Raw genomic sequence first — 25,451 nt, 5'->3', positions numbered from 1 at the left:
CGCAAATTATCAATGAAAATCGCAAAATGAATGACAAACATTCACAATGCAAATAACCCGGAAGCAGGTAGGCAGGCACCGGCAACCTGGCCGGCGCCGCGCCTCAGTCTGTCACGCCCAGTATGCGCAAAATGGGCAAGTTCCGCGCAGAGAAATGCTGTGCGTGCGCCAGCAGTTCGGCCAGGTTTTCCTCTTCCGTCAACAAGGGCTGCCCGTCCTTCGTCACCAACTGGTTCAAGCGCAGCAACACCGGCCATGTCGCGCGCACCCATTCTTGCGGCGTTGAACAACCTTGCAGTTTCGCCCACAGGAATAGCTGTTGTAAATGCGGTACAGCCACGCCGCTGCCCGTCAGGGGACTGGCGAGAATGTTCAAATCGGTTCTTGCCAGCGCCTGTTCCAGCAGGTGCGCATTCAGGCGCGCCGACTGCGGCCGCGCCACGGCGATGTCAGCCTCGTCCTGGACAGCCAGCACGCTACCCTTGCTGACCAGCACCAGCATGATCTGCAGCAAGGCGGCCAGGTTGGCTTCGCTGCCCGCCAGTTGCTGCTCCAGCTCGCCTATCGTGTAGACGCGATGGTCGGCCATGGCATCGAGCACGGGCGCATACACGCGCTCATCCATATCGGCGTCGCCCAGCACGCCATGCACGCTCAACACCACTTCGTCGCGCGGCACGGCCAGCATCACGCGCACGGCCCGCAAGGCGCTGGCCTGGGCGAGCGGCGTCAGCCTGCGCGCGCCCTTGACCCAGTAATCCTTGCGGAACTGCTCGTTGACGAGGAAGGCGCGTGTCGTCTCGCGGAAGATGGGATCGGGTATCTCGGCCAGGAATTGCTGGTGCTCGGCCGTCAAGTTCAGCATGTCGACCAGAGCGGTATAGGTGGCGGACGCGGCAAACTCGAGCTTGGCCTCACCCAGCATGGCCGCGACGCTGGAAAAGGCCATCGGCTGCCAGTCGGCATTGAAATACTCATGGGCAAGATAATGTCCATCCATCGCCTTGAGCTTGTCGATGCGGTCCGCCAGGAGCGGGTTGGCCTCCAGGAAGCGCGGTTGCGCGGCGATCATCCTGTCGACGAAATCGATGGCGCCAGCGACTCTGGCCAGCACGCCCTGGCCCGGCGCACTCATGACGCGGCTATGTTCGGCCATCAGGTCGCGCATCGGCATCATGGCGGCCCAGCCTGGCTGCGTGTTGTAACTGATGAAGACGACGCCGCCGACTTTCAGCTTGCGCCGCAGGAAGTCGACGATCAGCGCGCGATTGTCCGCCGAGACCCAGCTCCAGATCCCGTGCAGGCAGATAAAGTCGAAATCGGGCAAGTCGTCGCGGCGGCAAAACTGCGCGAACGATTCGTCCGTGAACTGCGCTCCGGCGCCGGCCGCGCTGGCCAGCTCCTGCGCAAAGGCGGCCTGGGAAGGATTGAAATCATTGCCATGCCAGCGCGTGGCGGACGCCGCCGCATGGATGTTGGCGCTGATGCCCTGGCCAAAGCCCAACTCGCAAGCCGTGCCGCTGGCCGGCAAGGCAAGGCCGGCGGCCAGCAGGGGCAACCGCAGGCGCAACGGATTCAATTCTTCGTAATAGCCATAGGTATAGGCGATTTCGGCCATATAGCCGGCATTCCAGTTGCTCATCTTGCATCCTGTCACGATCAGTGGTGCCGCGCGCATCGCACAGCGTTCGAGCGCCAGCATACCCGATCGCGCGGCGTCGCCATACGGGAAACAGATGGCGTTTGAGAGCGCAGTTCATGGCGGCACGACGGGGCCGCCATGGCCAGCCTTATTCCTCGTCGGGGTCCAGCCCCTTCAAGGCCACCTGCACGGCGCGCTGCGAAAAGCCGCGCTGCATCAAAAAACGCATCTGCTTGTTGCGTTGCTCGGCATCTTGCGCTACTTCACCAAATTTGCGGCGCCACACTTCGCAGGCGCGCGCGGTCTCGCCTTCGGCCAGGCCCGCCTTGAGTTCCTGCAGCGCCTCGCCGGCTATGCCATGGCTTTGCAATTCGGCCATGATGCGACTATTCCCGAAGCGGGCCGAGCGGCGGTGGATCAGCGACTCGGAAAAGCGCTCCTGCGACAGCCAGTTGGCTTGCTCCAGGCTGTCGAGCAAGGCTTCCACGTCATCGCCCTCCTGCGCATGGCGCTGCAGCTTGCGCCGCAATTCCATGCGGCTGTGTTCACGCATCGACAGAAAGCGGAGCGCCCTGCCCTTCAGGCTTAGTTGTACTGCGGCCATACACCCACCTTGTCTTTCATTCCACGATCACAGCACCCAAACACAATCGCCGCCCGGCGCAACAGCGCGGGACGGCGATCATGGTCACACCTTGCCAGACACCATCCGCCAGTGCGAATGGTGGCTGACGGCAGCTTACTCGGCAGCCTTGGCTTCTGCCTTGGCAGCCTTGTCGGCGGCTTTATCGGCTTTTTCCGGCTTTTCAGCAGCCAGCGGCGGCAGTTCGCGCACGCCCAGCGAAGCGCGGACCTTGTTTTCGATTTCGCGGGCCAGCGCCGGACGCTCTTGCAGGAAGGCGCGGGCGTTGTCCTTGCCCTGGCCGATGCGTTCGCCGTTGTAGCTATACCACGAACCGGATTTTTCCACGATCTTGGCATCCGAGCCCAGGTCCAGGATTTCGCCTTCGCGCGAGGTGCCGGCGCCATACAGGATGTCGAAGTGCGCTTCCTTGAACGGTGGCGCGATCTTGTTCTTGACGACCTTGACCTTGGTTTCATTGCCGATCACTTCATCGCCGGACTTGATCGAGCCGGTGCGGCGGATATCCAGGCGCACGGAGGCGTAGAATTTCAGCGCATTGCCGCCGGTGGTCGTTTCCGGGCTGCCGAACATCACGCCGATCTTCATGCGGATCTGGTTGATGAAGATGACCAGGGTATTCGTGCGGTTGATCGAACCGGTCAGCTTGCGCAGGGCTTGCGACATCAGGCGTGCTTGCAGGCCTGGCAGGGAGTCGCCCATATCGCCTTCGATCTCGGCGCGTGGCGTCAGTGCGGCCACGGAGTCGATGACGACGAGGTCGACGCTGCCCGAACGCACGAGGGCGTCGCAGATTTCCAGCGCCTGCTCGCCCGTGTCCGGTTGCGAGATCAGCAATTCATGCAGGTTCACGCCCAGCTTTTGCGCGTAACCGACGTCCAGCGCGTGCTCGGCATCGATAAAGGCGCAAGTGCCGCCCAGTTTTTGCATTTCAGCAATGGTTTGCAGGGTCAGGGTGGTTTTACCCGACGATTCCGGACCGTAGATCTCCACCACGCGGCCGCGCGGCAAGCCGCCCACGCCCAGCGCGATATCGAGGCCGAGCGAACCGGTCGACACGACTTGCACTTCTTCGATCGCTGCGCTGGCATCCATGCGCATGACCGAACCTTTGCCAAACTGCTTCTCGATCTGCGCCAGTGCGGCGGCGAGCGCCTTGGCTTTTTCCGATGCGGGTACTACAGCTTTTTTATCGTCCATATGTTCTTTCAGCCGTTCTACAGGTGCGGATTCACGTGACGCATCTACGTGAACCGTGCAGCCTGCGATAGCGCCAGTGGGTTAAATTCTTTACACAGACAGTACTGTATAAAAAAACAGTGATCAATGCAAGCGGAACGTGGATTTGTTTTGAAACAGATCAATACAAGCCTGGTTTCTCACAAAAACTCGCCACCTTGCGGAAAATGAAACACAATACAAACTTCTACCGCCGCAAGCATAGGAAGTGCACCATGCGTATTTTACTTGCCGAAGATGACAGCGTGCTGGCCGATGGCCTGACCCGCTCGCTGCGCCAGTCCGGTTATGCGATCGACTACGTCAAGACGGGCCAGGAGGCCGATACGGCCCTGTCCACCCAGGAATTCGACTTGCTGATCCTCGACCTGGGCCTGCCGAAGATGTCCGGCCTGGAAGTGCTGCGCCGCCTGCGCGCGCGCGCCTCGCTGTTGCCCGTGCTGATACTGACGGCCGCCGATTCCATCGAGCAACGCGTGAATGGCCTCGACCTCGGTGCCGATGATTATATGGCCAAGCCGTTCGCCCTGTCGGAACTGGAGGCAAGAGTGCGCGCCCTGACGCGCCGCGGCGCCGGCGGCGGCGCCGCCATCATCAAGCATGGCCCCCTCAGCTACGACCAGGTGGGGCGCAGCGCCTACATCAACGACCAGATGCTCGACCTGTCGGCGCGCGAACTGGGCTTGCTGGAAATCTTGCTGGGCCGTACCGGCCGCCTCGTCTCGAAAGAGCAGCTGGTCGACCACCTGTGCGAATGGGGCGAAGAAGTGTCGAACAACGCCATCGAAGTGTATGTCCACCGCTTGCGCAAGAAGATCGAAGTGGGCGGCGTGCGCATCGCCACCGTGCGCGGCCTCGGCTATTGCCTGGAAAAATACTCGGAAACGGCGCGCCTGAACGCTGAAGCGGGCGAGTCGGCAAGCCCGGCCAGCGGACCCGCCAGCAAGTGAAGGCGCGCGAGGCGCCAGCGGACGAGCCAGAAGACGACGACTGGTTCGAGCCGCCCACCACGGAACAGGATGACACCATCGAGCATTCGCTGTTCGGCGAAATCCTCGACTGGATGCTGGCGCCCTTGCTGCTGCTGTGGCCGATGAGCATTGCCATTACCTATCTGGTGGCCAAGGGCATCGCCAATCAGCCGTTCGACCATGCGCTGGAAGACAGCGTGACGGTGCTGACGCAGCAGGTCAAGCAGGCCGACGGCGCCATGCTGCGCCGCGTGCCGGAAAAGAACAGCAGTAATAGCGGCCGCGACTTCCTGCGCGGCGACGATATCGACACCCTGTATTACCTGGTAGTGGGTCCGCGCGGCGAATATCTGGACGGCGACCGCGATTTGCCGCCGCCACAGGACGCCGACAAATACCGCAGCGGCATGGTGCTGTTTCGCAACGACACCATCCATGGCACGCCCGTGCGCGTGGCGTTCAGCTATCTCGACATTCCTTCCGGCAATGACGATGAGCCCAGCCGCGCGCTGGTGCAAGTGGCGGAAACCCTGGAAAAACGCGCCCAGCTGGCCAATGAAATCATCAAGGGCGTGATTTTGCCGCAGTTCATCATCCTGCCCGTGATCCTGGCCCTGGTCTGGTTTGCCCTGGCGCGCGGCCTGTCGCCGCTGGCGCAATTGCAGGAACGCATACGCGCCCGGCCGCCCGACGATTTATCGCCCATCGAATCGGGCCAGGTGCCCGAGGAAATCACGCCGCTGGTCGGATCGCTCAACGAGATGCTGGCGCGGCTGTCGCTGTCGATCGACATGCAGAAACGCTTCATCGCCGATGCCGCGCACCAGATGAAGACGCCGCTGGCCGGCATGCGCATGCAATCCGAACTGGCCCTGCGCCAGACCGACCACGACGAGATTCACCGCTCGCTGCTGCAACTGGCGAAAAGTTCGGAAGCGGCCACGCGCCTGGTCAACCAGCTGCTGGCCTTGGCGCGCGCGGAAAACCAGCCGCAGGCGGGCACGGCGTTCGAGCCGATCGAGCTGAGCGAGCTGGCGCGCGGCGTGGTGCAGGACTGGGTGCAAGCCTCGTTTGCCCAGCATATCGACCTGGGTTTCGAGCAGCCCGCGTATTCGATCATGATTTCCGGCAATGCCATGATGCTGCGCGAGCTGCTGAGCAACCTGATCGACAATGCCCTGCGCTACACGCCGGCCGGCGGCAGCGTCACGGTGCGCGTGCGCAGCACCCTGGAACTGGCCATCCTGGAAGTGGAAGATACGGGCCCCGGCATTGCGCCGGCCGAGCGGGCGCACGTGTTCGAACGCTTTTACCGCATTCTCGGCAGCAATGTCGACGGTAGCGGCCTGGGCCTGGCCATCGTGCGCGAAATTGCCCAGCAGCATGGCGCCGAAGTCGATATTTTTAACAATCCGCGCGCGCAGTCGCCAAAGCTGCCGGGCACCCTGCTGCGCCTGAGCATCGCCCTGCTGTTGCCGGACGCGCCAGAAGAGGATGAGGTCACGTATGGATAAGCCGAGCCCAAGCGCTCCCCCGGCGCGGCCGGCGCGCACGCCCGGCCCCGAGCTGCAGGCGCGCCGCGATGTGCACTGGCGCAAGACGCGGCGCCTGACGGCCATCCTGCTGCTGGTCTGGCTGCTGACGGGCTTCCTGACCGTGTTTTATGCGCGCGAACTGTTGCATCTGAATCTGTTCGGCTGGCCGCTGCCCTTTTATATGGCGGCTCAGGGCGCCTCGCTGGTGTACCTGGCCATCATCGCCTTCTATGCCTGGCGCATGCGGCGCCTCGACCAGGCTTTTCATGCCGAGGAGCAGGCATGAGCACCCAGCGCAGCTTCTTTGCCCGCCTGTGCCGCTACTACCTGCTGTTTACGGCCGGTTTCGCCGCCTTCCTGCTGGCTTTGTCGGTGCTGGAACAGGAAGGCATGCCGCGCGCGTGGATCGGCTACCTGTTCATGCTCGTCACCATCACCCTGTACGCCACCATCGGCGTCATCAGCCGCACCTCGAACGTCACCGAATACTATGTGGCGGGGCGCAGGGTACCGGCCATGTTCAACGGCATGGCCACGGCCGCCGACTGGATTTCGGCAGCCAGCTTCATCAGCCTCGCCGGCGGCCTGTATCTGAACGGCTTCGACGGCCTGGCCTTCATCATGGGCTGGACGGGTGGCTATTGCCTGGTCGCACTGCTGATCGCGCCCTATCTGCGCAAGTTCAGCCAGTACACGATTCCCGATTTCCTCGCCGCCCGCTATGGCAGCGGCACCGACAAACGGGGCGCCAGCGTGCGCGTGGTGGCCGTGGCCGCCACCATCATCGTGTCGTTTACGTATGTGGTGGCGCAGATCTACGCCGTCGGCCTGATCGCCTCGCGCTTCACGGGCGTGGATTTTTCCGTCGGCATCTTCCTGGGCCTGGCCAGCATCCTCGTCTGCTCCTTTCTGGGCGGCATGCGCGCCATCACCTGGACGCAGGTGGCGCAGTACATCATCATCCTCGTCGCCTTCCTGATTCCCGCCATATGGCTATCGGTCAAGCATGCGGACAATCCCGTGCCGCAGATCGCCTACGGCAAGGTGCTGCCGCAATTGAGCGCGCGCGAACACGTGCTGGAAACGGATCCGAAAGAAAACGAGGTGCGCGCCATCTTCCACCAGCGCGCCATCAGCTACCAGGCGCGCATAGCCGGCTTGCCCACTTCCTGGGAACAAGGCCATCTGACGGCCCAGCGCCAGCTCGATAGTTTGCGCCAGCGCAATGCCTCGCTGTTCGACATCCGTAACGCGGAGCGCTACCTGATCGCCTATCCGAAGAGTCCGGACGAGGCACGCGTGCTGTGGCAGGCGGCGCAGGCGCAAAATCAGAAACGCGCAGAACCCATCATTCCGCACGCGCAGCCGTTTCCCGCCGCCGACCGGGAGCAGTCCGACATCAAGCGCAACAATTTCCTGGCTCTCGTGTTCTGCATGATGCTGGGCACGGCCGCCCTGCCGCATATCCTCATGCGATCGTACACCACGCCGTCCGTGCACGAAACGCGCGTCTCCGTCTTCTGGACCCTGTTCTTCATCTTGTTGATCTACCTCACGATTCCCGCGCTGGCCGTGCTGGTCAAATACGACATTTACTCGGCGCTCGTGGGCACGCAATATGCGAACCTGCCCACCTGGGTGTCGTACTGGGCCAATGTGGACAAGCTCAGCCCCCTGATCAGCATCGTCGACGTCAACCGCGACGGCATCGTGCAACTGGCGGAAATTTCCATCGATGCCGACGTGCTGGTGCTGGCCACGCCCGAGATCGCCGGCCTGCCCTACGTGATTTCCGGCCTGGTGGCGGCCGGCGGCCTGGCAGCCGCCCTGTCGACGGCGGACGGCTTGCTGCTGGCCATCTCCAACGCCCTGTCGCACGACGTGTATTACAAGGTGGTCGACCCGACCGCCTCGACGCAAAAGCGCGTGACGATTTCAAAATTGCTGCTGCTGGCCGTGGCCTTCATCGCCGCCTATGCGGCCTCGCAAAAGCCGGCGGACATTTTGTCGCTGGTGGGCGTGGCCTTTTCCCTGGCCGCCTCGACCCTGTTCCCGCCGCTGGTGCTGGGCGTGTTCTGGAAACGCGCCAACTACCAGGGCGCGCTGGCCGGCATGCTGACGGGCTTTGGCGTATGCCTGTATTACATGCTGCACACGAGCACCATGCTGGGAGGTAATGCCAGTGGTCAATGGTTTCATATCGCGCCCATCTCCGCCGGCATCTTCGGCGTGCCGGCCGGCCTGGCCGCCGCCATCCTGGTCAGCTGGCTGACGCCGGCGCCGGGACGCCGCAGCACGGGGCTGGTCGAGCATATCCGGGCGCCGGAATAACAACGCAGCAAAGACTGGGTGACGTGCAACAATTCTTCGACAGAACGATCGGAAAAGTCAGCGCCCCGGCAAAAAAGGAGTAGGCTGGAGGGCCGTTCCACTTACGAGGAAATCCTATGCCGTCTGGAAAAATTCTTGTTGCCCAAGGGGGCGGCCCGACCGCCGTCATCAACCAGTCGCTGGTGGGCGTGGTGCTCGAATCGCGGCGCTTTCAACATGTCACGCGCGTGTATGGCGCGCTGCATGGCGTGCGCGGCATCGTCAATGAAGAATTTGTTGATCTGACGCAGGAAACCAGCCACAACCTGGAACTGGTGGCCGCCACGCCGTCCTCGGCCCTCGGTTCCACGCGCGACAAGCCCGACATCGCCTACTGCCAGCAAATCTTCGAAGTGCTGCGCGCACACGAGATCGAACATTTCTTTTATATCGGCGGCAACGACTCGTCCGACACGGTGCGCATCGTCAGCGAGGAAGCACACAAGGCCGGCTATCCGCTGCGCTGCATCCACATCCCGAAAACCATCGACAACGATCTGGTGGGCAGCGACCACACGCCCGGCTTTCCCTCTGCCGCGCGTTTCGTCGCGCAAGCATTCGCCGGCGCCAACCTCGATAACGCGGCCTTGCCCGGCGTCTACGTGGGCGTCGTAATGGGCCGCCACGCGGGCTTTTTGACGGCGGCCTCGGCGCTGGGCAAGAAGTTCCCCGACGATGGCCCGCACCTGATCTACCTGCCCGAGCGCGTCTTCGTGCTGGAGAATTTTCTTGCCGACGTGAAGGCAACCTATGAAAAATACGGTCGCTGCGTGATCGCCGTCTCGGAAGGCATCCACGACGCTTCGGGCGAACCGATCGCCAGCTTGTTGGCCAAACAGGTGGGCAACGAAGTGGAGCGCGATGCACACGGTAACGTGCAATTGTCCGGCACGGGCGCGCTGGCCGACCTGCTGTGCGACGAAATCAAGGCCAAGCTGGGCATCAAGCGCGTGCGCGGCGATACCTTTGGCTATCTGCAGCGCTCCTTCATCGGTTGCGTCTCTGATGTAGATCAACGCGAGGCGCGCGAAGTGGGAGAGAAGGCGGTGCAGTTCGCCATGTGGGGCGAGCGCGACGGTTCCGTCGCCATCAAGCGCACGGGCTTTTATTCCGTCGATTACGAGTTGCTGCCGCTGACCGAGGTGGCGGGCAAGACGCGCACCATGGAAGACGAATTCATCAGCGCCAGCGGCACGGACGTGACCGATGCTTTCAGGTTATATCTGCGCCCGCTGCTGGGTTCGGGCATGCCCGATGCGTTCCGCCTGCGCGCCGCAAAAGTAGCGAAGGTCTTGAAACCTTAGCTGTTTTCCGCCAGCAATAGCGGCCGCAGCTTGACGGCCGCTTCTTTTAACTGCGGCACGTGCTGCAGCAGTTGCTCCACGGACTTGCGCGCCACAGGCGCGTGGCAGGCCACGGCCGCCACGATGCGCCCGTCCGCCGCGCAGATGGGCACGGCCACGGCCACCATGCCGTGCACGAATTCCTCGTCATCGATGCCGATGCCCAGCCGGGCGATGCGCACGATCTCGCGCTCCAGCAGCGCGGGATCCGTGATGCTTTTCGGCGTGCGCGCTTCCAGGCCCAGCATGGCCAGCAATTCGCGCCGCTCCAGCAGGGTCATGTGCGCCAGAAATAATTTTCCGCTCGCCGTGCAATGCATGGGCGCGCGCGAACCCAGCACCAGGTGCAGGCGCAGCGGTTCCTGCGTTTCCACGCGGTCCACGTAGACGATCGCATTGCCCTCGGGAATGGCCAGATTGCAGGTCTCGCCCGTGACGGCCACCAGGCTGCCCAGGATGCTGCGGCTCACGCGGATCAGGGCATTGTTGCGCAGGGTCGCCAGCGCCAGGTTGGTGGACGCCGCGCCGGGCACATAGCCGCGTCCCACGGGCGTGCGCAGCACATAACCATGCTGTTCCAGGGTATCGAGCAGGCGCATCATGCTGGCCTTGGGTACCTGCATGCGCGCGGCCAGCTGCGACAGGGTCAAGGGCTGGCTGGCGCTGGCCAGGTGCTCGATCAGCCGCAGCACGCGCAAGCCCCGCGCCTCGTCGCCATGGCTGGCCGCCGTGCCCCCACCCGCTTGGCTGCCTTCTTCGGCCTCGGCCGGCCGTTTTTGAAACGCATCATGCATGTTCTGTTTCACCTCTCGCGTATGCGGCTGTTTCCGCTTGTCCCGGTGCTGCACGTCTTTTATAAATGGAACCAGACGTTCCAAAAATAACCAATAAAGACCAGTGTATCGCAAAAAATGCCCGTCGAGGCAGCTAGATACCGCAACGCAGGAGACAAGAGCAATGTTGCAAACACACTACGATTACATCGTTGTCGGCGCCGGTTCCGCCGGCTGCGTGCTGGCCAACCGCCTGTCGCATGACAGCAACAACCAGGTATTGCTGCTGGAAGCGGGCGGCAAGGACAACAATCCGTGGATACACGTGCCGGTCGGCTATTTCAAGACCATGCACGACCCCAAGCTGGACTGGTGCTACCGCACGGAAGCGGACGCCGGCATCGCGGGGCGCCAGCTGCAATGGCCACGCGGCAAGGTGCTGGGCGGCTCCAGCTCGCTCAACGGCTTGCTGTACGTGCGGGGCCAGAAGGAAGATTACGACCGCTGGGCCGAGCTGGGCAATGCAGGCTGGAGCTATGCCGAAGTGCTGCCCTATTTCAAGAAATCGGAAGACCAGGAACGGGGCGCCAGCGATTACCACGGCGTCGGCGGTCCATTGAAAGTGTCGGACCTGCGCCTGCGCCGTCCCATCGCGGAACACTTTATTGCCGGCGCCACGGAAAGCGGCATCCCCTTCAATGCCGATTACAACGGCGCCACGCAGGAGGGCGTCGGCTACTTCCAGCAGACAGCCAGCAAGGGCTTGCGCTGGAGCACGGCGAAAGCCTTCCTTCGGCCCGCCCGCAAGCGCGCCAACCTGCGCGTGGAAGTGCGCGCGCAAATCACTCGCGTGCTGTTCGAGGGCAAGCGCGCCGTCGGCATCGAATTCCGGCAGGATGGCCAGCTGCGCCAGGCGCGCGCCAGCGGTGAAGTGATACTCTGCGCGGGCGCCATCGGCTCGCCGCAAATCCTGCAATGTTCGGGCGTGGGCCCGCGCGCCCTGCTCGATGAAGTGGGCGTGCCGCTGGTGCACGACTTGCCCGGCGTGGGACAGAACCTGCAAGACCATCTGCAAATCCGCCTCGTCTTCAAGACGCGATTGAAAACCCTGAACGATGAAGTCAACAGCCTGTGGGGCAAGCTGTGGGTGGCCATGCAATATGTGTTTTCCCGCTCGGGGCCACTCACCCTGGCGGCCAGCCAGGTGACGGTGTTTACCAGGTCGTCGCCCGAGGTGGAGCGGCCCGACATCCAGTTCCACATGCAGCCGCTGAGCGCCGACAAGCCGGGCGAAGGCGCGCATCCGTTTTCCGCGTTTACATCGTCCGTGTGCCAGCTGCGCCCGCACAGCCGCGGCCACGTATCGATCAAGTCCGCCGATCCCTTTGCGTATCCGGGCATCTACCCGAACTACCTGTCCGACCCGCGCGACCAGCAAACGGCGATTGCCGCCCTGCGCGTGGCGAGAAAAATCGCCGCCGCCCCCTCGCTGGCGCCGCACATCATTGCCGAGTTCGTGCCCGGCCCGCAGTTCGAGACGGATGCGCAGCTGCTGGACGCGGCGCGCCGCTTCAGCCAGTCGATCTACCACCCGAGCGGCACCTGCAAGATGGGGCATGACGCCATGGCGGTCGTCGACGACCGCCTGCGCGTGCACGGCCTGCAGCACCTGCGCGTGGTCGACGCGTCGATCATGCCGGAAATCGTCTCGGGCAATACGAACGCGCCCACCATCATGATCGCCGAAAAAGCGGCCGACATGATCCTGGCGGACGCCGTGCGCCTGCCCAAGGCAGCCTGACCCGCCCCTTTTCATCCCATTCCCTGCAAGGAGGATGCCAGCGGCGGGCAGACGGCCCCGCCTCCAATGACTCGGCGACAAGCCAAGCATCAGAAAAAAACACATAATCGATATCGATTGGAGACTAGATATTATGGATAACAATACGAACAATCCGAAAAAGGCCAAAGAGCTACGGAAAGTCGTGATGGCCAGCGTGATCGGCGCCACCATCGAGTGGTATGACTTCTTCCTGTACGGCGTGGTGGCCGGCATCGTGTTCAGCAAGCTGTATTTCCCGGGCGGCGATCCACTCGTCTCGACCATGCTGGCCTACGGTACCTTTGCCGTGGGTTTTCTGTCGCGCCCCATCGGCGGCGTGATCTTCGGCCACTTCGGCGACAAGATCGGCCGCAAGAGCATGCTGGTGATGACCCTGATGATCATGGGCGTCTCCACCTTCCTGATCGGCGTGCTGCCGACGTATGAGCACATCGGCTACTGGGCGCCTGGCCTGCTGCTGTTTCTGCGCGTGCTGCAAGGTATCGGCCTCGGTGGCGAATGGGGCGGCGCCGTGCTGATGGCGTATGAATATGCACCGCCGAAGGAGCGCGGTTTCTACGCCAGCCTGCCGCAGATCGGCCTGGCCATCGGCCTGTGCCTCGCTTCCGGCGTGGTGGCCATCCTCTCCTATAGCTTGAGCGATGCGCAGTTCCTGTCCTGGGGCTGGCGCGTCGCCTTCATCCTGTCGGCCGCCCTCGTCTTCATCGGCATGTGGATACGCTTGAACGTGATGGAAACGCCCGAATTCCAGGCCGTCAAGGAGAAGAACGCGGAGACGCAAATCCCGTTCTTCGACCTGCTGAAACGCTATCCGGGCAACGTCTTGAAGGGCATGGGCGCGCGCTATATCGACGGCGTGTTCTTCAATATCTTCGGCGTGTTTTCCATCACCTATCTGACCAACACCATCAAGATCGACCGCACGGAAGCGCTGATGGGCGTGATGGCGTCGGCCGTCGTGATGTGCTTTTGCATCCCCTTCTTCGGCCGCCTGTCGGACCGCATCGGCCGTACCAAGGTGTTTTTCTGGGGTTCGCTGATCACGGGCGTATCGTCGATTCCCGCCTTCTGGATCATGCTTAACCACGCCGACAATCCCTTGCTGCTGTGGTGTTCCGTGATCATCCCGCTGGGCGTGCTGTATTCGGCCGTGTACGGCCCGGAAGCGGCCCTGTTCTGCGACCTGTTCGACGCCAAGGTACGCTACACGGGCATCTCCTTCGTGTACCAGTTCTCCGGCATCTTCGCCAGCGGCCTGACGCCCATCATCGCCACCTACCTGCTCAAGACTGGCAATGGCGAGCCATGGCACATCGTCGGCTACATCCTGTTCGCCTCCCTCGTCTCGGCCGTCAGCGTGGCCATGATCGGGAAAGGAGGCCCGCAACCGGATGGCCGCATGAAGACGGCGCACGCAAGGTAAGACCTGCGGACGTAAAAAAGGCAGGCCTCTCGCGAGTGCCTGCCTTGTTTGTTCAAGCTACAGCTTAGATAACAACTGTCTGATGCTCATCGCCCACGCGGGCGCGGATGGTGCCGATGCGCGAAACGGTTTCGCCGGCCGCTTGCAGCTGGGCGATGGCGGCGTCCGCGTTTTCCTGCGAGACGATGACGGTCATGCCGATGCCGCAGTTGAAGACGCGGTGCATTTCGGCGTCAGCCACGCCGCCGTGCTGTTGCAGCCACGTGAACAGTGGCGGCATGGTCCATGCCTTCGAGTCCAGCTCGGCCACCAGGCCAGGCTGCAGCACGCGCGGGATGTTTTCCACCAGGCCGCCACCGGTGATGTGCACCATGCCTTTGACTTCCATCGCATCCATCAGCGCCAGCAGCGGCTTGACGTAGATGCGCGTCGGCTGCATCAGCACGTCGGCGAGTTTACGGCCGTGGAAGTCGCCTTCCAGGTCTGGTTTTGCCACTTCGATGATCTTGCGCACCAGCGAGTAACCGTTCGAGTGCACGCCCGACGAGGCCAGGCCCAGCACCACGTCGCCCGGGGCGATCTTGGTGCCGTCGATGATTTTCGATTTTTCCACGGCGCCGACGGCAAAACCTGCCAGGTCGTATTCGCCGGCCGGGTACATGCTCGGCATTTCCGCCGTTTCGCCGCCGATCAGCGCGCAACCGGCTTGTTCGCAACCCTGGGCGATGCCCTTGATGACGTCGGTGGCGATGGCCACGTCCAGCTTGCCGCAAGCGAAGTAGTCGAGGAAGAACAGGGGCTCGGCGCCTTGCACCAGGATGTCGTTGACGCTCATGGCGACCAGGTCGATGCCGACCGTGTCATGGCGGTTCAGTTCGAACGCCAGGCGCAATTTGGTGCCGACGCCATCGGTACCCGAGACCAGCACCGGTTCCTTGTACTTCTTGCTGATTTCAAACATGGCGCCAAAACCGCCCAGGCCGCCCATCACGCCTTCGCGCAGGGTGCGCTTGGCAAACGGCTTGATTGCTTCGACTAAAGCGTCGCCTGCGTCGATATCGACGCCAGCGTCACGGTAGGAAAGGGAAACATTAGAAGTCTGGTTCATGGTGTGGTGGCAGCGGAGGCGGTAAAATAGAAGGCGGATACCCGCCGGCACGCGCGCGCAAGCATGTTTTTCAACATCGTGCGGCAGGACGCCAGCGGGTGAATTCGGTCGATCAAGTCGCTATTTTATCAAACTGCCCCGCCATTTCGTAATTAACTGCCTTTTTTTAACGCAACAGCACAAACTACATGCCATTCGCCATCACCGCCGAACAGAAGCAAACAGCATTTTGGATCGCGGTCTGGCTGGCATTCTTGCTGCTGCTCGTCAGCCTCGGTCCCATCCTGACGCCCTTCCTGGCCGCCGCCATCCTCGCCTACGTGCTCAATCCCGGCGTGGACCGATTGCAGCGCCTGCATTACAAGCGTTTTTATGTACCCCGTCCGCTGGCCGTGCTGGTCGTCGTAGTGTTGTTTTTCCTCGCCATTACGGCGCTCGTGCTAATCGTCGTGCCCGTGTTGCAGAAGGAAATCCCCTTGTTGCAGGCGCAAATCCCCCAATTTCTCAGCAAGGCGAACGAGTTCCTGGCGCCGAAACTGCGCGATCTGGGCATCCGCGTGCGCCTCGATGGCACGGGCATCAAACGCATGTTGAGCCAGCAGATGGCCACCAGCGGCGATGAAATCTGGAGCACGGTACTCGCCTCGGCCCGCATCGGCGGCACGGCCGTGCTGGGCTGGCTGGCCACCGTGGTGCTGATTCCCGTGGTGCTGTTCTATCTGTTGCTGGACTGGCATCCGATGCTGGCGCGCATCGCCGGCGCCGTACCGCGCCGCTGGGTCGGCCGCACGGTGGGCATGGCGCAGGAAGTCGACACCCTGCTGGCGCAATACCTGCGCGGCCAGTTGCTCGTCATGCTGGTGCTGGCCACCTATTACTCGGCGGCGCTGGCCATCGCCGGTTTTGAAGTCGCATTGCCTGTGGGCATCATCACGGGCTTGCTGGTGTTCATTCCCTACCTGGGCTTCGGCCTGGGGCTGATGCTGGCGCTGATCGCCGCCCTGCTGCAGTTTGCCGACTGGAGCGGCGTGATCGCCGTGGCCGTCATCTACGGCTGCGGCCAGGTCATCGAAGGCTTTTTCCTCACGCCCCGCCTGGTGGGCGAGCGCATCGGCCTGAACCCGCTGGCCGTGATCTTCGCCTTATTGGCTTTCGGACAATTGTTCGGTTTCGTCGGCGTTTTGCTCGCTTTACCCGCTTCTGCCGTGCTGATGGTCGCTTTTAAGCATCTAAGACGCCACTACCTCTCCAGCAGCTTCTATAATACCTAGTAAAAGCGGATATCATATCAACCTAGCAATACCACGATGCACATGCAGTAATGAAAAACAGGACAAGGCGTACGCCATGAAACAACTGGTGCTCGATTTAGGCACAGACCAGGCGCACAGCCTCGATACCTTCGAGGTGGGACAGAATGCCGAAGTGGCGCAGCTGATGCGCCAGTTCGCCGCGCGCACGTCGCGCGAACATTTCGCCTACTTGTGGGGCGAACTGGCCGCCGGCAAGAGCCACCTGCTCAAGGCCCTGGCCAGCACCGAGCGCGCGCGCTATATTTCGCCATTCTCGATCGAGTCCGAATTCGTGTATTCGCCCGACGTCGACCTGTACCTGCTCGACGACTGCGAAAAACTGTCGCCGCTGGCGCAGATCGACGCCTTTGCCCTGTTCAATGAAATCCGCGCCAACAAGGCCTATATGGTGTGCAGCGGCGCCGTGCCGCCCGCCGTGCTGCCCGTGCGCGAAGACTTGCGCACGCGCATGGGCTGGGGCCTGATCTATCAGATCCACGGCTTGACCGACGATGAAAAAATCGCCGCCCTGACCCAGGCGGCCACCACCCGCGGCTTGACCTTGTCGCCCGGCGTGTTACCCTATCTGCTGTCCCATTTCCGGCGCGACATGCGTTCGCTGTCGACGATGCTGGACTCTCTCGACCTCTACTCCCTTGAAACCCAACGCCCGATCACCTTGCCATTGTTGCGCGAGTTGTTGCAGGCGGAAGCGAAAGAATGATGAATCTGGCCCTGTTTGACCTCGACCACACCCTGCTGCCCATCGACTCGGATCATGAGTGGGGCGAATTCCTGGTACGCATCGGTGCCGTGGACGCCGCCGAATTCACCCGCCGCAACGACGAATTTTTCGCGCAATACCAGGCCGGCACGCTCGATCCGGTGGAATACCTGGAATTTTCCCTCGGCACCCTGGCGCAATTCCCGCGCGAACGCCTGGAAGCGCTGCACAAGCAATTCATGGCCGAAGTGGTCTTGCCGGCCATCCGCCCCGAAGTCGTAGCCCTGCTGAAACAGCACCAGGACGCGGGCGACCTGCTGGCCATCGTCACGGCGACCAACCATTTCATCACCAAACCCATCGCCGATGCGCTGGGCGTCGAGCACTTGCTGGCCGCCATGCCCGAGTATGACGACGCAGGCAATGTCACGGGCAAGCTGGTCGGTACGCCTACCCTGGGCGCGGGCAAGCTGACCCACACCCATGCCTGGCTGGAAAAGATGGGCAAGGAACTGGGGCAGTTCGAGCGCAGCTATTTTTACAGCGATTCGCATAACGACATTCCCTTGCTGTCGGTCGTGACCCACCCTGTCGCGACCAATCCCAACACCGCTTTGAGCGCACACGCATCCCTCCACGGCTGGCCATCACTCCACTTATTCAATGATTAAAAAATTCATCCGCAAGATCCTCGGCGTTAAAAAAGAGGCAGCGCGCGACACCACGGCACCCATCGTGCTCGGTCCTGCGCAACACGGAATCGACCCGAAACTGGTGTCGTCGAATGCCATCCGCGTCACCAGCAGCCTGCAGGAAGCGGGCTTCGAGGCCTTTGTCGTCGGCGGCGCCGTGCGCGACCTGCTGCTAGGCGTGAAACCGAAAGACTTCGACATCGCCACCAACGCCACGCCGGAACAGGTCAAGCGCTTGTTCCGCCGCGCCTTCATCATCGGCAAGCGCTTCCAGATCGTGCACGTGATGTTCGGCCAGGATTTGCTGGAAGTGACGACCTTCCGCGGCGCCGGCGCCGACTCCGCGCCCAAGGATGAACATGGCCGCGTCCTGCGCGACAACACCTTCGGCTTGCAGCACGAAGACGCGCTGCGCCGCGACTTCACCATCAACGCCATGTACTACAACCCGGCCACGCAGGAAGTGCTCGATTACCACGGCGGTGTGGAAGACATCCGCGCCAAGACCTTGCGCATGATCGGCAAACCGGAAGAGCGCTACCGCGAAGACCCCGTGCGCATGCTGCGCGTGGTGCGCTTCGCCGCCAAGCTGAAATTCACCATCGAGCCGCACACGGCCGCGCCGATTCCCATCATGGCCCCGCTGATCAACAACGTGCCGGCGCCGCGCGTGTTCGACGAGATGCTGAAACTGCTGATGAGCGGCCACGCGCTGGCTTGCCTGCAGCAGTTGCGCAAGGAAGGCTTGCATCACGGCCTGCTGCCGCTGCTCGACGTGGTGCTGGAGCAGCCACTGGGCGCGAAATTCGTCACCCTGGCGCTGGACGCCACGGACCAGCGCATCGCCGCCGGCAAGACCGTCTCGCCGGGCTTCCTGTTTGCCTCGCTGCTGTGGCACCAGGTGCTGGAAAAATGGACGGCCTACCGCGCCGCCGGCGAATCGACGATTCCCGCGCTGCACCTGGCGGCCGACGACGTGCTCGATTCGCAGACGGAAAAACTGGCCTTGCAGCGCAAGATCGGTTCCGACATGCGCGACATCTGGTCGATGCAGCCGCGCTTCGAGCGCCGGGTCGGCAAGGCACCGTACAAACTGCTCGAGCACCTGCGCTTCCGCGCCGGCTACGACTTCCTGCTGCTGCGCTGCGCCTCGGGCGAGATCGACATGGACATCGGCGAATGGTGGACGGCCTTTTATGAAGGCGACGAGGAAACGCGCGAAGCGCTGCTCGTCAGCGCGAATGCCGCACCGGGCGCCGTCAAGAAGAAGCGCCCGCCACGCCGCAGCACGCGCAGCAAGACGGGCACGGGCGGTTCGACCACCGGCAGCAGCAGCGAGGAATGATGGACGCACCTGCGCTGGTCACCGCTTACATCGGCATCGGGGCCAACCTGGGCGACGCGCGCGCGAATGTGCACGATGCGCTGGCGCGCCTGGCGCGCCTGCCCGGCGCGTCCCTGGTGGACGCCTCGGCCAGCTACCGCACGGCGCCCATCGATTCCAGCGGTGACGACTACATCAACGCCGTGGCGCGCATCAGCACCACCCTGCCGGCAGAGGAATTGCTGCAGGCCCTGCACGCCATCGAGGCGGCGCACGGGCGCGAACGGCCCTACCGCAACGCCCCGCGCACCCTGGACCTGGACTTGCTGCTGTACGGCGAGGAACGGATCGCCAGCGCCACCCTGACGGTGCCGCATCCGCGCATCACCGAGCGCGCCTTCGTGCTGGTGCCGCTGCTGGCCCTGGCGCCCGCCATCGTCGTGCCCGGACTCGGGCCGGCGCAGGACTACCTGCCGGGCGTGGCCGACCAGGCCATCAGCAAGCTCTGAGCCACGGCGCCAGACATACACTACAATGCCGTCCCTGCAGCACGCCGCATAAAGTACTACACTAGCGGCGTCGCAATCGCATCACCCCCTTTCACTCTAGAGAATACCTATGTCCGCTTATTTGCAAGGAACAGATCTGGCCGCAAAAGACAAGGCCGCCACACCGGCGCCGGCGCCATCCAAGCCTGTCGCCAACAAGGCCGTGACCATCCACACGCTGGCCACGCTGCGCGCCGCCGGCGAAAAAATCACCATGCTGACCTGCTATGACGCCAGCTTCGCGTCCCTGATGGACCGTTGCGGCGTGGAGATCCTGCTGATCGGCGATTCGCTCGGCATGGTCTGCAATGGCCACAATTCCACCCTGCCCGTCACCGTGGCCGAACTGGCTTATCACACGGCTTCCGTGGCGCGCGGCAGCAAGTCGGCCATGATCGTTGCCGACCTGCCGTTTGGCGCGTACGGCACGCCCGAGACAGCCTATGCCAACGCCGTCATCCTGATGCAGGCTGGCGCGCACATGATCAAGATCGAAGGCGGCGCCTGGCTGGCCGAGACGGTCCGTTTCCTTTCCGAGCGCGGCATTCCCATCTGCGCCCACATCGGCCTGACGCCGCAATTCGTGCACCAGCTGGGCGGCTATAAAGTGCAGGGCAAGAGCACGGAAAGCGCGGCGGAGCTGAAGAACGACGCGCTGGTGCTGCAAAACGCGGGCGCCGCCATCGTGTTGATGGAAGCCATGCCGACGCAACTGGGCAAGGAAGTGACCGACATGCTGACGATCCCCACCATCGGCATCGGCGCAGGTCCCGACTGCTCGGGCCAGGTGCTCGTCATGCACGACATGCTGGGCGTCTTCCCAGGCCGCAAGGCGCGTTTCGTGCGCAACTTCATGGAAGGCGCGGCCAGCATCGACGACGCCGTCACCGGCTACGTCAAAGCAGTCAAGGATGGCAGCTTCCCGGCGCTGGAACACTGCTTCTGACACACGGCTTCTGATTGCTGCTATTCAGATGATATCGCCTCGGTAACTGCCGGGGCGATTTTCTTGGCGCGTAGCGTTTCTGTCCGTACAAACGCCACCTCCAGTCCAAAAAACTGCCCTATCCGGTTCAGTGACTGGATGGTCGGATTACCCTTGCCGCTCTCGATTTCCTTGATGGTTTTCAGGCTGACCCCTCGGTGTTCCGCAAATTGCGCCTGCGTCAGGCGCGAGATGGCGCGCATCTCCTTCACCGCATGCTGGAGCGTGACTTCACCGCGCGCGATGGCGTCGTAGAGCACCGCCCTGCGCTGCCTGAGCTGTTCCTTGTCGATATGGGTGCGCGCCATCTCAGTGCTCCCCCAGCGCGCTCAATTGTTCGATCTGTGTGGCGATGTGAGGCCTGAGAAAGGCGACGATATCGTCATCCACGCCTGCTTGCAGCATGTGCCGCTCCAGCTCGACGAGTCGTTGGCCGAAGCGGTAAAGTTCAAGCTGGATGTGATTGCGCTCCACGTCGGCAATATCCATGGCGGCCAGAATGGCAGGCCATGCATGCAGCTCTTTTTTACCGATCGGATGGTACCAGCGCGCTGCCCGCGCAATGCCTGCCGGGTCCAGATACATGGGCGCGAAATCAAACAAGGGCGTGAGACGCACGTTGGCACCGATCTTTTGAACGGCGGTATTGCGTGCGTGGTTATCGGTATTGCGCATGGCCAGGTTCAATATGTCGCGCTTGAGGAATTCAACGGTCTCGGTGGTCTTGTCGCTGACGACGGCGCGCAATGCCTGCAACAGCTCGAACTGGCTGGGCGAAGCTTCAAATCCCACGATGCCGGCTAACGAAGCCGCACTTTCCTGATGCAGGCGAAGTACCTTGCCATCCCGGACTATCCGGTCAAAGCGTGGAATGAACAGGGTATCTTCCTGGTAGCGAAGCTCGCCAGCCGTGCGCAAGCCCATCGCGCTCGCCACGCGCATGTAGGCCGCTTCATTTCTCAGCACCTTGTCATCGCTCGGGGTCTTGCCCCGCGCCCGCTTGACGATAAAATGCGCTGCCGCGAGCTCGTCGGCCAATGCGCCATCCGCATGCCACATTCCGTCATGGTCCGTCGTCAGCAAATATTTCGGCGCCGCGCCCTGGACACCGAGGCTACCTGCTGCCAGCATGCTGTGTACCAGCATGCGTTCGTGAAATACCTCGCCGCGGCCAATGATGTCTTCCAATGACAACCCGTGCATGGGTGTGTCGGTCTCGTGGCGGGCAAGATGCTGTTCATAGTATTGCACTGCCTCGGCAACGCGGACACACCCGATGGGATTGAAGGCGCCGGCGCACATCAACGGAAAATCGGCGGCAGGACCATCCGCCAGTTGCAGCTGCCCCAGCAGATACGCACGCCCGCTCCCCTGGGGGATCAGGTCAAACACAAAGGCTGGCCATTGCGCCAGCTTCTGCATATCTGCCGTGACGGGAAAGCGCAGCGATACGGGTTCGACTTTTTTCTCGAAGGCATAATCGAGGTCGTATTCAAACAGCGTGGCAGTACGGGGGTTGCCGCCGGCGGGTTTGAGCAGGGTAAGCAATGCACAATCTTTCCATACTTCCTCATGAAAGATTTGAAAATGACACTCCATACCGCCCCCAAAATAGTCCCTATAACGCCTAATTTAGCATATTTTTGCCAATAATTAGATCATATAGGAGCTAATTATCGCGATAATCGACGCACACTAGCCCACCTGTATCCACGTCGTCTTCAGCTCCGTGTACTTGTCCAGTGCGTGCAGCGACTTGTCACGCCCGTTGCCCGACTGCTTGTAGCCGCCGAACGGCACGGTGATGTCGTCGCCGTCGTACTGGTTGACGTGCACGGTGCCGGCACGCAGGGCGCGCGCCGTCTGGATGGCCTTGGTGATGTCGGATGTCCATACGGCCGCCTGCAAGCCGTACGGCGTGGCGTTGGCCTGTTGCACCGCTTCGGCGATATCCGTAAAGCCCAGCACGGACAAGACAGGCCCGAATATCTCTTCGCGGGCGATCGTCATGCTCGCATCCACGCCGAAGATGGTCGGCTGCACATAGTAGCCACCCGTCTCCGCGCGCACGGCCTCGCCGCCACCGAGCAACTGGGCGCCTTCGCTCTTGCCGGCCGCGATATAGCCCATCACCGTTTGCATCTGCGTGGCGTCGACGATGGCGCCCATGACGGTGGCTTCGTCGAGCGGGTCGCCAGGCTGGAAACGGGGCAGCATGGCCAACGCCTTGGCCAGGAATTCTTCCTTGATCGATGCTTCCACGAACAGGCGCGAAGGCGCGTTGCAGCTTTCGCCCTGGTTGAAAAAGATGGAGCCGACGGCGGCGGCCACGGCCTTGTCCAGGTCCAGGCAATCGGCGCAGACGATGTTGGCGGATTTGCCGCCCAGTTCCGTCCACGCCCGTTTCAAATTCGACTGGCCCGCCATCTGCACGATCAACTTGCCCGTGCGCGTGGAACCCGTAAAGCCGATGCAATCGATATCCATGTGCAGCGCCAGCGCGGCGCCCGCCTCGTTGCCGTAACCGGGCAGCACGTTGAAGACGCCCGCCGGCACACCCGCTTCCAGCGCGATATCGGCCAGCCGCAAGGCCGTCAGCGGGGATTTTTCGGAGGGTTTGAGGATCACGCTGTTGCCGGCCGCGAGGGCCGGCGCGATCTTCCAGGCGGCCATGATCATCGGGTAGTTCCACGGCACGATGGCGGCGACGACGCCCACCGGTTCGCGCGTGATCAGGGCCAGGCTGTTGGCGGGCGTCGGTGCGATTTCATCGTAGATTTTATCGATCGCCTCGCCATACCAGCGCAGGCAGTTGGCCGTGGCGCCCACGTCCACGCTCTGGCTGTACTTGATCGGCTTGCCCATGTCCAGGGTTTCCAGCAGGGCCAGTTCGGGACCGTATTTCTGTACCAGGTCGGCAAACTTGATCAATATCCGCTTGCGCTGCGCGGGCGACTTGCCTGCCCAGCGGCGGTCGTCAAAGGCGGCGCGGGCGGCTTGCACGGCCGCATCCACGTCGGCGCCATCGCAGCGCGCCACTTGCCCCAGCAAGCGCCCGTCGATGGGCGACAGATTGTCGAAGGTCTGGCCTGACCTGGCCCCTACCCGTTCGCCATTGATGAAGGCGCGTCCATCGATCGTGAGCGCTGCGGCCCGTGCATGCCAGCTGGTGTTTTCCGTCATGGTCGTCTCCTGTGTCAGTGTAAGAGCAGCTTACTCCTGGTCCGCCAAATACGCCGCAGACAGTTGCTTGCGGCGTCTGCGGTCAGCGCGCGCCAGCATCACGGCATACGCGATCACGGCGAGCGTCACGACGAGGATCGTCAGCGCGGCAATCGCATTGACGCGCGGGTCGAGCCCCAGGCGCGCGCGCGAAAAGATCACCAGCGGCATCGTCGTCGATCCGGGGCCGGACAGGAAAGCCGAGAGCACCACGTCATCGAGCGACAAAGTAAATGTCAGCAGCCAGGCCGAGGCCAGCGCCTGCGTGATGTTCGGCAGGGTCACGAGGAAGAACACCTGGTGCGCGCGGCAGCCCAGGTCCATCGCCGCTTCGGCCAGGGACTTGCTCATTTCCTGCAGGCGCGATTGCACCACCACGGCCGCATACGCCATGCCCAGCAAGGTGTGGCCGAGCCAGATCGTCAGCACGCCACGCTCGGGAAAACCGAAGACCTTTTGCATGGACACGAGCATCAGCAGCAGAGACAGGCCGATGATCACTTCCGGCATCACCAAAGGCGCGCTGACCATGGCGGAAAACACGGTGCGGCCACGGAAGCGCTGGTAGCTGGTCAAGGCAAAGGCAGCGAACGTGCCGAGGATGACGGACGAGGTGGCCGACAGGAAGGCGATCTTCAGCGACAGGCCGAAGCCCGAGATGATCTCCGTATCGCTCATCAACTCGCTGTACCAGCGCAGCGAGAAGCCGCTCCACACCATATCCTGGCGCGAGCTGTTGAACGAGAAGACGATCAGCACGATGATAGGCAGATAGAGGAACAGATAGCCGAGCGACAGCCAGCCGCGGCCGAACCAGCGCTGCAGGAAATTACGTCCGTTCATGTGCGCTCCTCCGCGTCCTGGTCCGTTTTGTATTTGTTAAAAATCGCCATCGGCACGAGGATCAGCAAGACCACCAGCACCGTCACCGACGAAGCCATGGCCCAGTCGTTATTGGTGAAATATTCATCCCACAGCACGCGGCCGATCATCAGGGTTTCCGGGCCGCCCAGCAGCTCGGGAATCACATATTCGCCCACGGACGGAATGAAGACCAGCATGGCGCCGGCGATGATGCCCGATTTCGACAGGGGCACCGTGATGCGCCAGAACGCCTGCAAAGGCGTGGCGCCCAGGTCGGCCGCCGCTTCCAGGAAACGCATGTCCATTTTCACCAGGTTCGCATACAGGGGCAAAATCATGAACGGCAGGTAGGCGTACACCATGCCAACCACCAGCGAAAACGAAGTGTTCATCATGTGCAGCGGCTCGCTCACGATGCCCAGCGCGATCAGCAGGTCGTTGAGCAAGCCGTGGTTGGCCAGGATGCCCTTCCACGCATACACGCGCAGCAGGAACGAGGTCCAGAACGGCAGCATCACCAGCATCATCAGCACGGGACGGATGGACGGTTTGGCACGCGCCATGAAGTAGGCGAACGGATAGCCGATGAACAGACAGATGGCCGTGGTGATGGCCGCGTATTTGAGTGAGCTCAGGTAGGTGAGCAGATACAGTTCATCGGCGGCGATGAACAGGTAATTGGCGATTTTCACCTTCAGCACGACGATGCCGTCGACATACGACAGCAAGCCGCCGAACGGGCTGCCCGCCGTGTCCATGTCGGACAGGCTGATACGCAGCACGATCAGAAACGGTACCAAAAAGGCGGCAGTGAGGAACAGCGACGGCACGGCGATGACGGCGTTGCGGCCAGTGAGCCAGCGTAAGGTCACCAGGTTGCGCAGCATTTGCAGAATGGACGTCATGGTGG

At 62.4% G+C, this 25,451-nt stretch carries 23 protein-coding genes; 13 read left to right on the top strand and 10 right to left on the bottom strand.

Annotation, left to right across the window (positions count from 1 at the left end):
• Positions 1-103: 103 nt before the first annotated feature.
• The 3 genes from SJI03_RS01230 to recA form a co-directional block, all read right to left on the bottom strand.
• The gene (locus tag SJI03_RS01230; protein WP_322425990.1) at positions 104-1,642 is read right to left on the bottom strand and encodes a class I SAM-dependent methyltransferase; all 1,539 of its coding nucleotides are present in this window, start codon (positions 1,640-1,642) and stop codon (positions 104-106) included.
• A gap of 148 nt (positions 1,643-1,790) precedes the next feature.
• Positions 1,791-2,246, bottom strand: a complete 456-nt coding sequence (gene recX / locus SJI03_RS01225; RefSeq protein WP_099376372.1) for a recombination regulator RecX — start codon at positions 2,244-2,246, stop codon at positions 1,791-1,793.
• 135 nt (positions 2,247-2,381) lie between these two features.
• Entirely contained in the window at positions 2,382-3,485 is a 1,104-nt protein-coding gene (gene recA / locus SJI03_RS01220) for a recombinase RecA (protein WP_099376371.1), read from the bottom strand.
• 254 nt (positions 3,486-3,739) lie between these two features.
• On the opposite strand from recA, the gene SJI03_RS01215 reads away from it, so the two are divergent.
• From SJI03_RS01215 to SJI03_RS01195, 5 genes are all read left to right on the top strand, one after another.
• Positions 3,740-4,474: a response regulator transcription factor gene (locus SJI03_RS01215; RefSeq protein ID WP_322425989.1), complete on the top strand. Its 735-nt coding sequence runs from the start codon at positions 3,740-3,742 to the stop codon at positions 4,472-4,474.
• Positions 4,471-6,009, top strand: a complete 1,539-nt coding sequence (locus SJI03_RS01210; protein ID WP_322425988.1) for a sensor histidine kinase — start codon at positions 4,471-4,473, stop codon at positions 6,007-6,009. Before SJI03_RS01215 ends, SJI03_RS01210 begins: the two co-directional genes overlap by 4 nt.
• Positions 6,002-6,316, top strand: a complete 315-nt coding sequence (locus SJI03_RS01205; RefSeq protein WP_322425987.1) for a DUF4212 domain-containing protein — start codon at positions 6,002-6,004, stop codon at positions 6,314-6,316. The genes SJI03_RS01210 and SJI03_RS01205 overlap by 8 nt, the downstream gene beginning before the upstream one ends.
• Complete coding sequence (locus tag SJI03_RS01200; protein WP_322425986.1) at positions 6,313-8,361, top strand: sodium:solute symporter family protein; 2,049 nt, start codon at positions 6,313-6,315, stop codon at positions 8,359-8,361. The genes SJI03_RS01205 and SJI03_RS01200 overlap by 4 nt, the downstream gene beginning before the upstream one ends.
• 116 nt (positions 8,362-8,477) lie before the next feature.
• Entirely contained in the window at positions 8,478-9,704 is a 1,227-nt protein-coding gene (locus tag SJI03_RS01195; protein ID WP_322425985.1) for a 6-phosphofructokinase, read from the top strand.
• Here the strand turns inward: SJI03_RS01195 and SJI03_RS01190 are convergent.
• The gene (locus SJI03_RS01190) at positions 9,701-10,537 is read right to left on the bottom strand and encodes an IclR family transcriptional regulator (protein ID WP_322425984.1); all 837 of its coding nucleotides are present in this window, start codon (positions 10,535-10,537) and stop codon (positions 9,701-9,703) included. The two genes, SJI03_RS01195 and SJI03_RS01190, sit on opposite strands and share 4 nt — an antisense overlap.
• A gap of 163 nt (positions 10,538-10,700) precedes the next feature.
• On the opposite strand from SJI03_RS01190, the gene SJI03_RS01185 reads away from it, so the two are divergent.
• On the top strand, positions 10,701-12,317 hold the full coding sequence (locus SJI03_RS01185; RefSeq protein ID WP_322425983.1) for a choline dehydrogenase: 1,617 nt from the start codon (positions 10,701-10,703) through the stop codon (positions 12,315-12,317).
• 133 nt (positions 12,318-12,450) lie between these two features.
• Positions 12,451-13,782 carry an MFS transporter gene (locus SJI03_RS01180; RefSeq protein ID WP_322425982.1) on the top strand — a complete coding sequence of 444 codons (1,332 nt, stop codon included), beginning with the start codon at positions 12,451-12,453 and terminating at the stop codon, positions 13,780-13,782.
• Between the two features lie 64 nt (positions 13,783-13,846).
• Here SJI03_RS01180 and purM read toward each other — a convergent pair whose 3' ends face one another.
• Positions 13,847-14,890, bottom strand: a complete 1,044-nt coding sequence (gene purM / locus SJI03_RS01175; RefSeq protein ID WP_092796783.1) for a phosphoribosylformylglycinamidine cyclo-ligase — start codon at positions 14,888-14,890, stop codon at positions 13,847-13,849.
• A gap of 188 nt (positions 14,891-15,078) precedes the next feature.
• On the opposite strand from purM, the gene SJI03_RS01170 reads away from it, so the two are divergent.
• The 6 genes from SJI03_RS01170 to panB all read left to right on the top strand — a co-directional run bounded on the left by SJI03_RS01170 (position 15,079) and on the right by panB (position 20,416).
• A complete protein-coding gene (locus tag SJI03_RS01170; protein ID WP_322425981.1) occupies positions 15,079-16,161 on the top strand; it encodes an AI-2E family transporter in 1,083 nt (360 codons plus the stop codon).
• Positions 16,162-16,237: 76 nt separating this feature from the next.
• Positions 16,238-16,906, top strand: coding sequence for a DnaA regulatory inactivator Hda (gene hda, locus SJI03_RS01165; protein ID WP_034788687.1), 669 nt, complete (start codon positions 16,238-16,240; stop codon positions 16,904-16,906).
• On the top strand, positions 16,906-17,577 hold the full coding sequence (locus SJI03_RS01160) for an HAD family hydrolase (protein ID WP_322426421.1): 672 nt from the start codon (positions 16,906-16,908) through the stop codon (positions 17,575-17,577). Before hda ends, SJI03_RS01160 begins: the two co-directional genes overlap by 1 nt.
• The gene (pcnB, locus tag SJI03_RS01155) at positions 17,570-18,943 is read left to right on the top strand and encodes a polynucleotide adenylyltransferase PcnB (RefSeq protein ID WP_322425980.1); all 1,374 of its coding nucleotides are present in this window, start codon (positions 17,570-17,572) and stop codon (positions 18,941-18,943) included. The genes SJI03_RS01160 and pcnB overlap by 8 nt, the downstream gene beginning before the upstream one ends.
• Positions 18,943-19,431, top strand: coding sequence for a 2-amino-4-hydroxy-6-hydroxymethyldihydropteridine diphosphokinase (gene folK / locus SJI03_RS01150; RefSeq protein WP_322426420.1), 489 nt, complete (start codon positions 18,943-18,945; stop codon positions 19,429-19,431). The genes pcnB and folK overlap by 1 nt, the downstream gene beginning before the upstream one ends.
• A gap of 109 nt (positions 19,432-19,540) precedes the next feature.
• A complete protein-coding gene (panB, locus tag SJI03_RS01145; RefSeq protein WP_322425979.1) occupies positions 19,541-20,416 on the top strand; it encodes a 3-methyl-2-oxobutanoate hydroxymethyltransferase in 876 nt (291 codons plus the stop codon).
• A 20-nt stretch (positions 20,417-20,436) separates the two neighbouring features.
• Here panB and SJI03_RS01140 read toward each other — a convergent pair whose 3' ends face one another.
• From SJI03_RS01140 to SJI03_RS01120, 5 genes are all read right to left on the bottom strand, one after another.
• Positions 20,437-20,763, bottom strand: a complete 327-nt coding sequence (locus tag SJI03_RS01140) for a helix-turn-helix transcriptional regulator (RefSeq protein ID WP_322425978.1) — start codon at positions 20,761-20,763, stop codon at positions 20,437-20,439.
• 1 nt (position 20,764) lies between these two features.
• Positions 20,765-22,003 (bottom strand): type II toxin-antitoxin system HipA family toxin, encoded by a 1,239-nt coding sequence (locus SJI03_RS01135; RefSeq protein WP_322425977.1) that lies wholly within the window; start codon positions 22,001-22,003, stop codon positions 20,765-20,767.
• 147 nt (positions 22,004-22,150) lie between these two features.
• Positions 22,151-23,638 carry an aldehyde dehydrogenase gene (locus SJI03_RS01130; protein ID WP_322425976.1) on the bottom strand — a complete coding sequence of 496 codons (1,488 nt, stop codon included), beginning with the start codon at positions 23,636-23,638 and terminating at the stop codon, positions 22,151-22,153.
• 30 nt (positions 23,639-23,668) lie between these two features.
• On the bottom strand, positions 23,669-24,520 hold the full coding sequence (locus SJI03_RS01125) for an ABC transporter permease (protein ID WP_322425975.1): 852 nt from the start codon (positions 24,518-24,520) through the stop codon (positions 23,669-23,671).
• The gene (locus tag SJI03_RS01120) at positions 24,517-25,446 is read right to left on the bottom strand and encodes an ABC transporter permease subunit (RefSeq protein ID WP_219308314.1); all 930 of its coding nucleotides are present in this window, start codon (positions 25,444-25,446) and stop codon (positions 24,517-24,519) included. The genes SJI03_RS01125 and SJI03_RS01120 overlap by 4 nt, the downstream gene beginning before the upstream one ends.
• Positions 25,447-25,451 lie beyond the last annotated feature (5 nt).

The organism is Janthinobacterium sp. GMG1 (assembly GCF_034427795.1).
In the GTDB taxonomy this organism is placed as follows: Bacteria; Pseudomonadota; Gammaproteobacteria; order Burkholderiales; family Burkholderiaceae_D; genus Janthinobacterium.
Note: the sequence above shows the minus strand (reverse complement) of the source record. Positions and strands in the feature narration are given on the sequence as shown.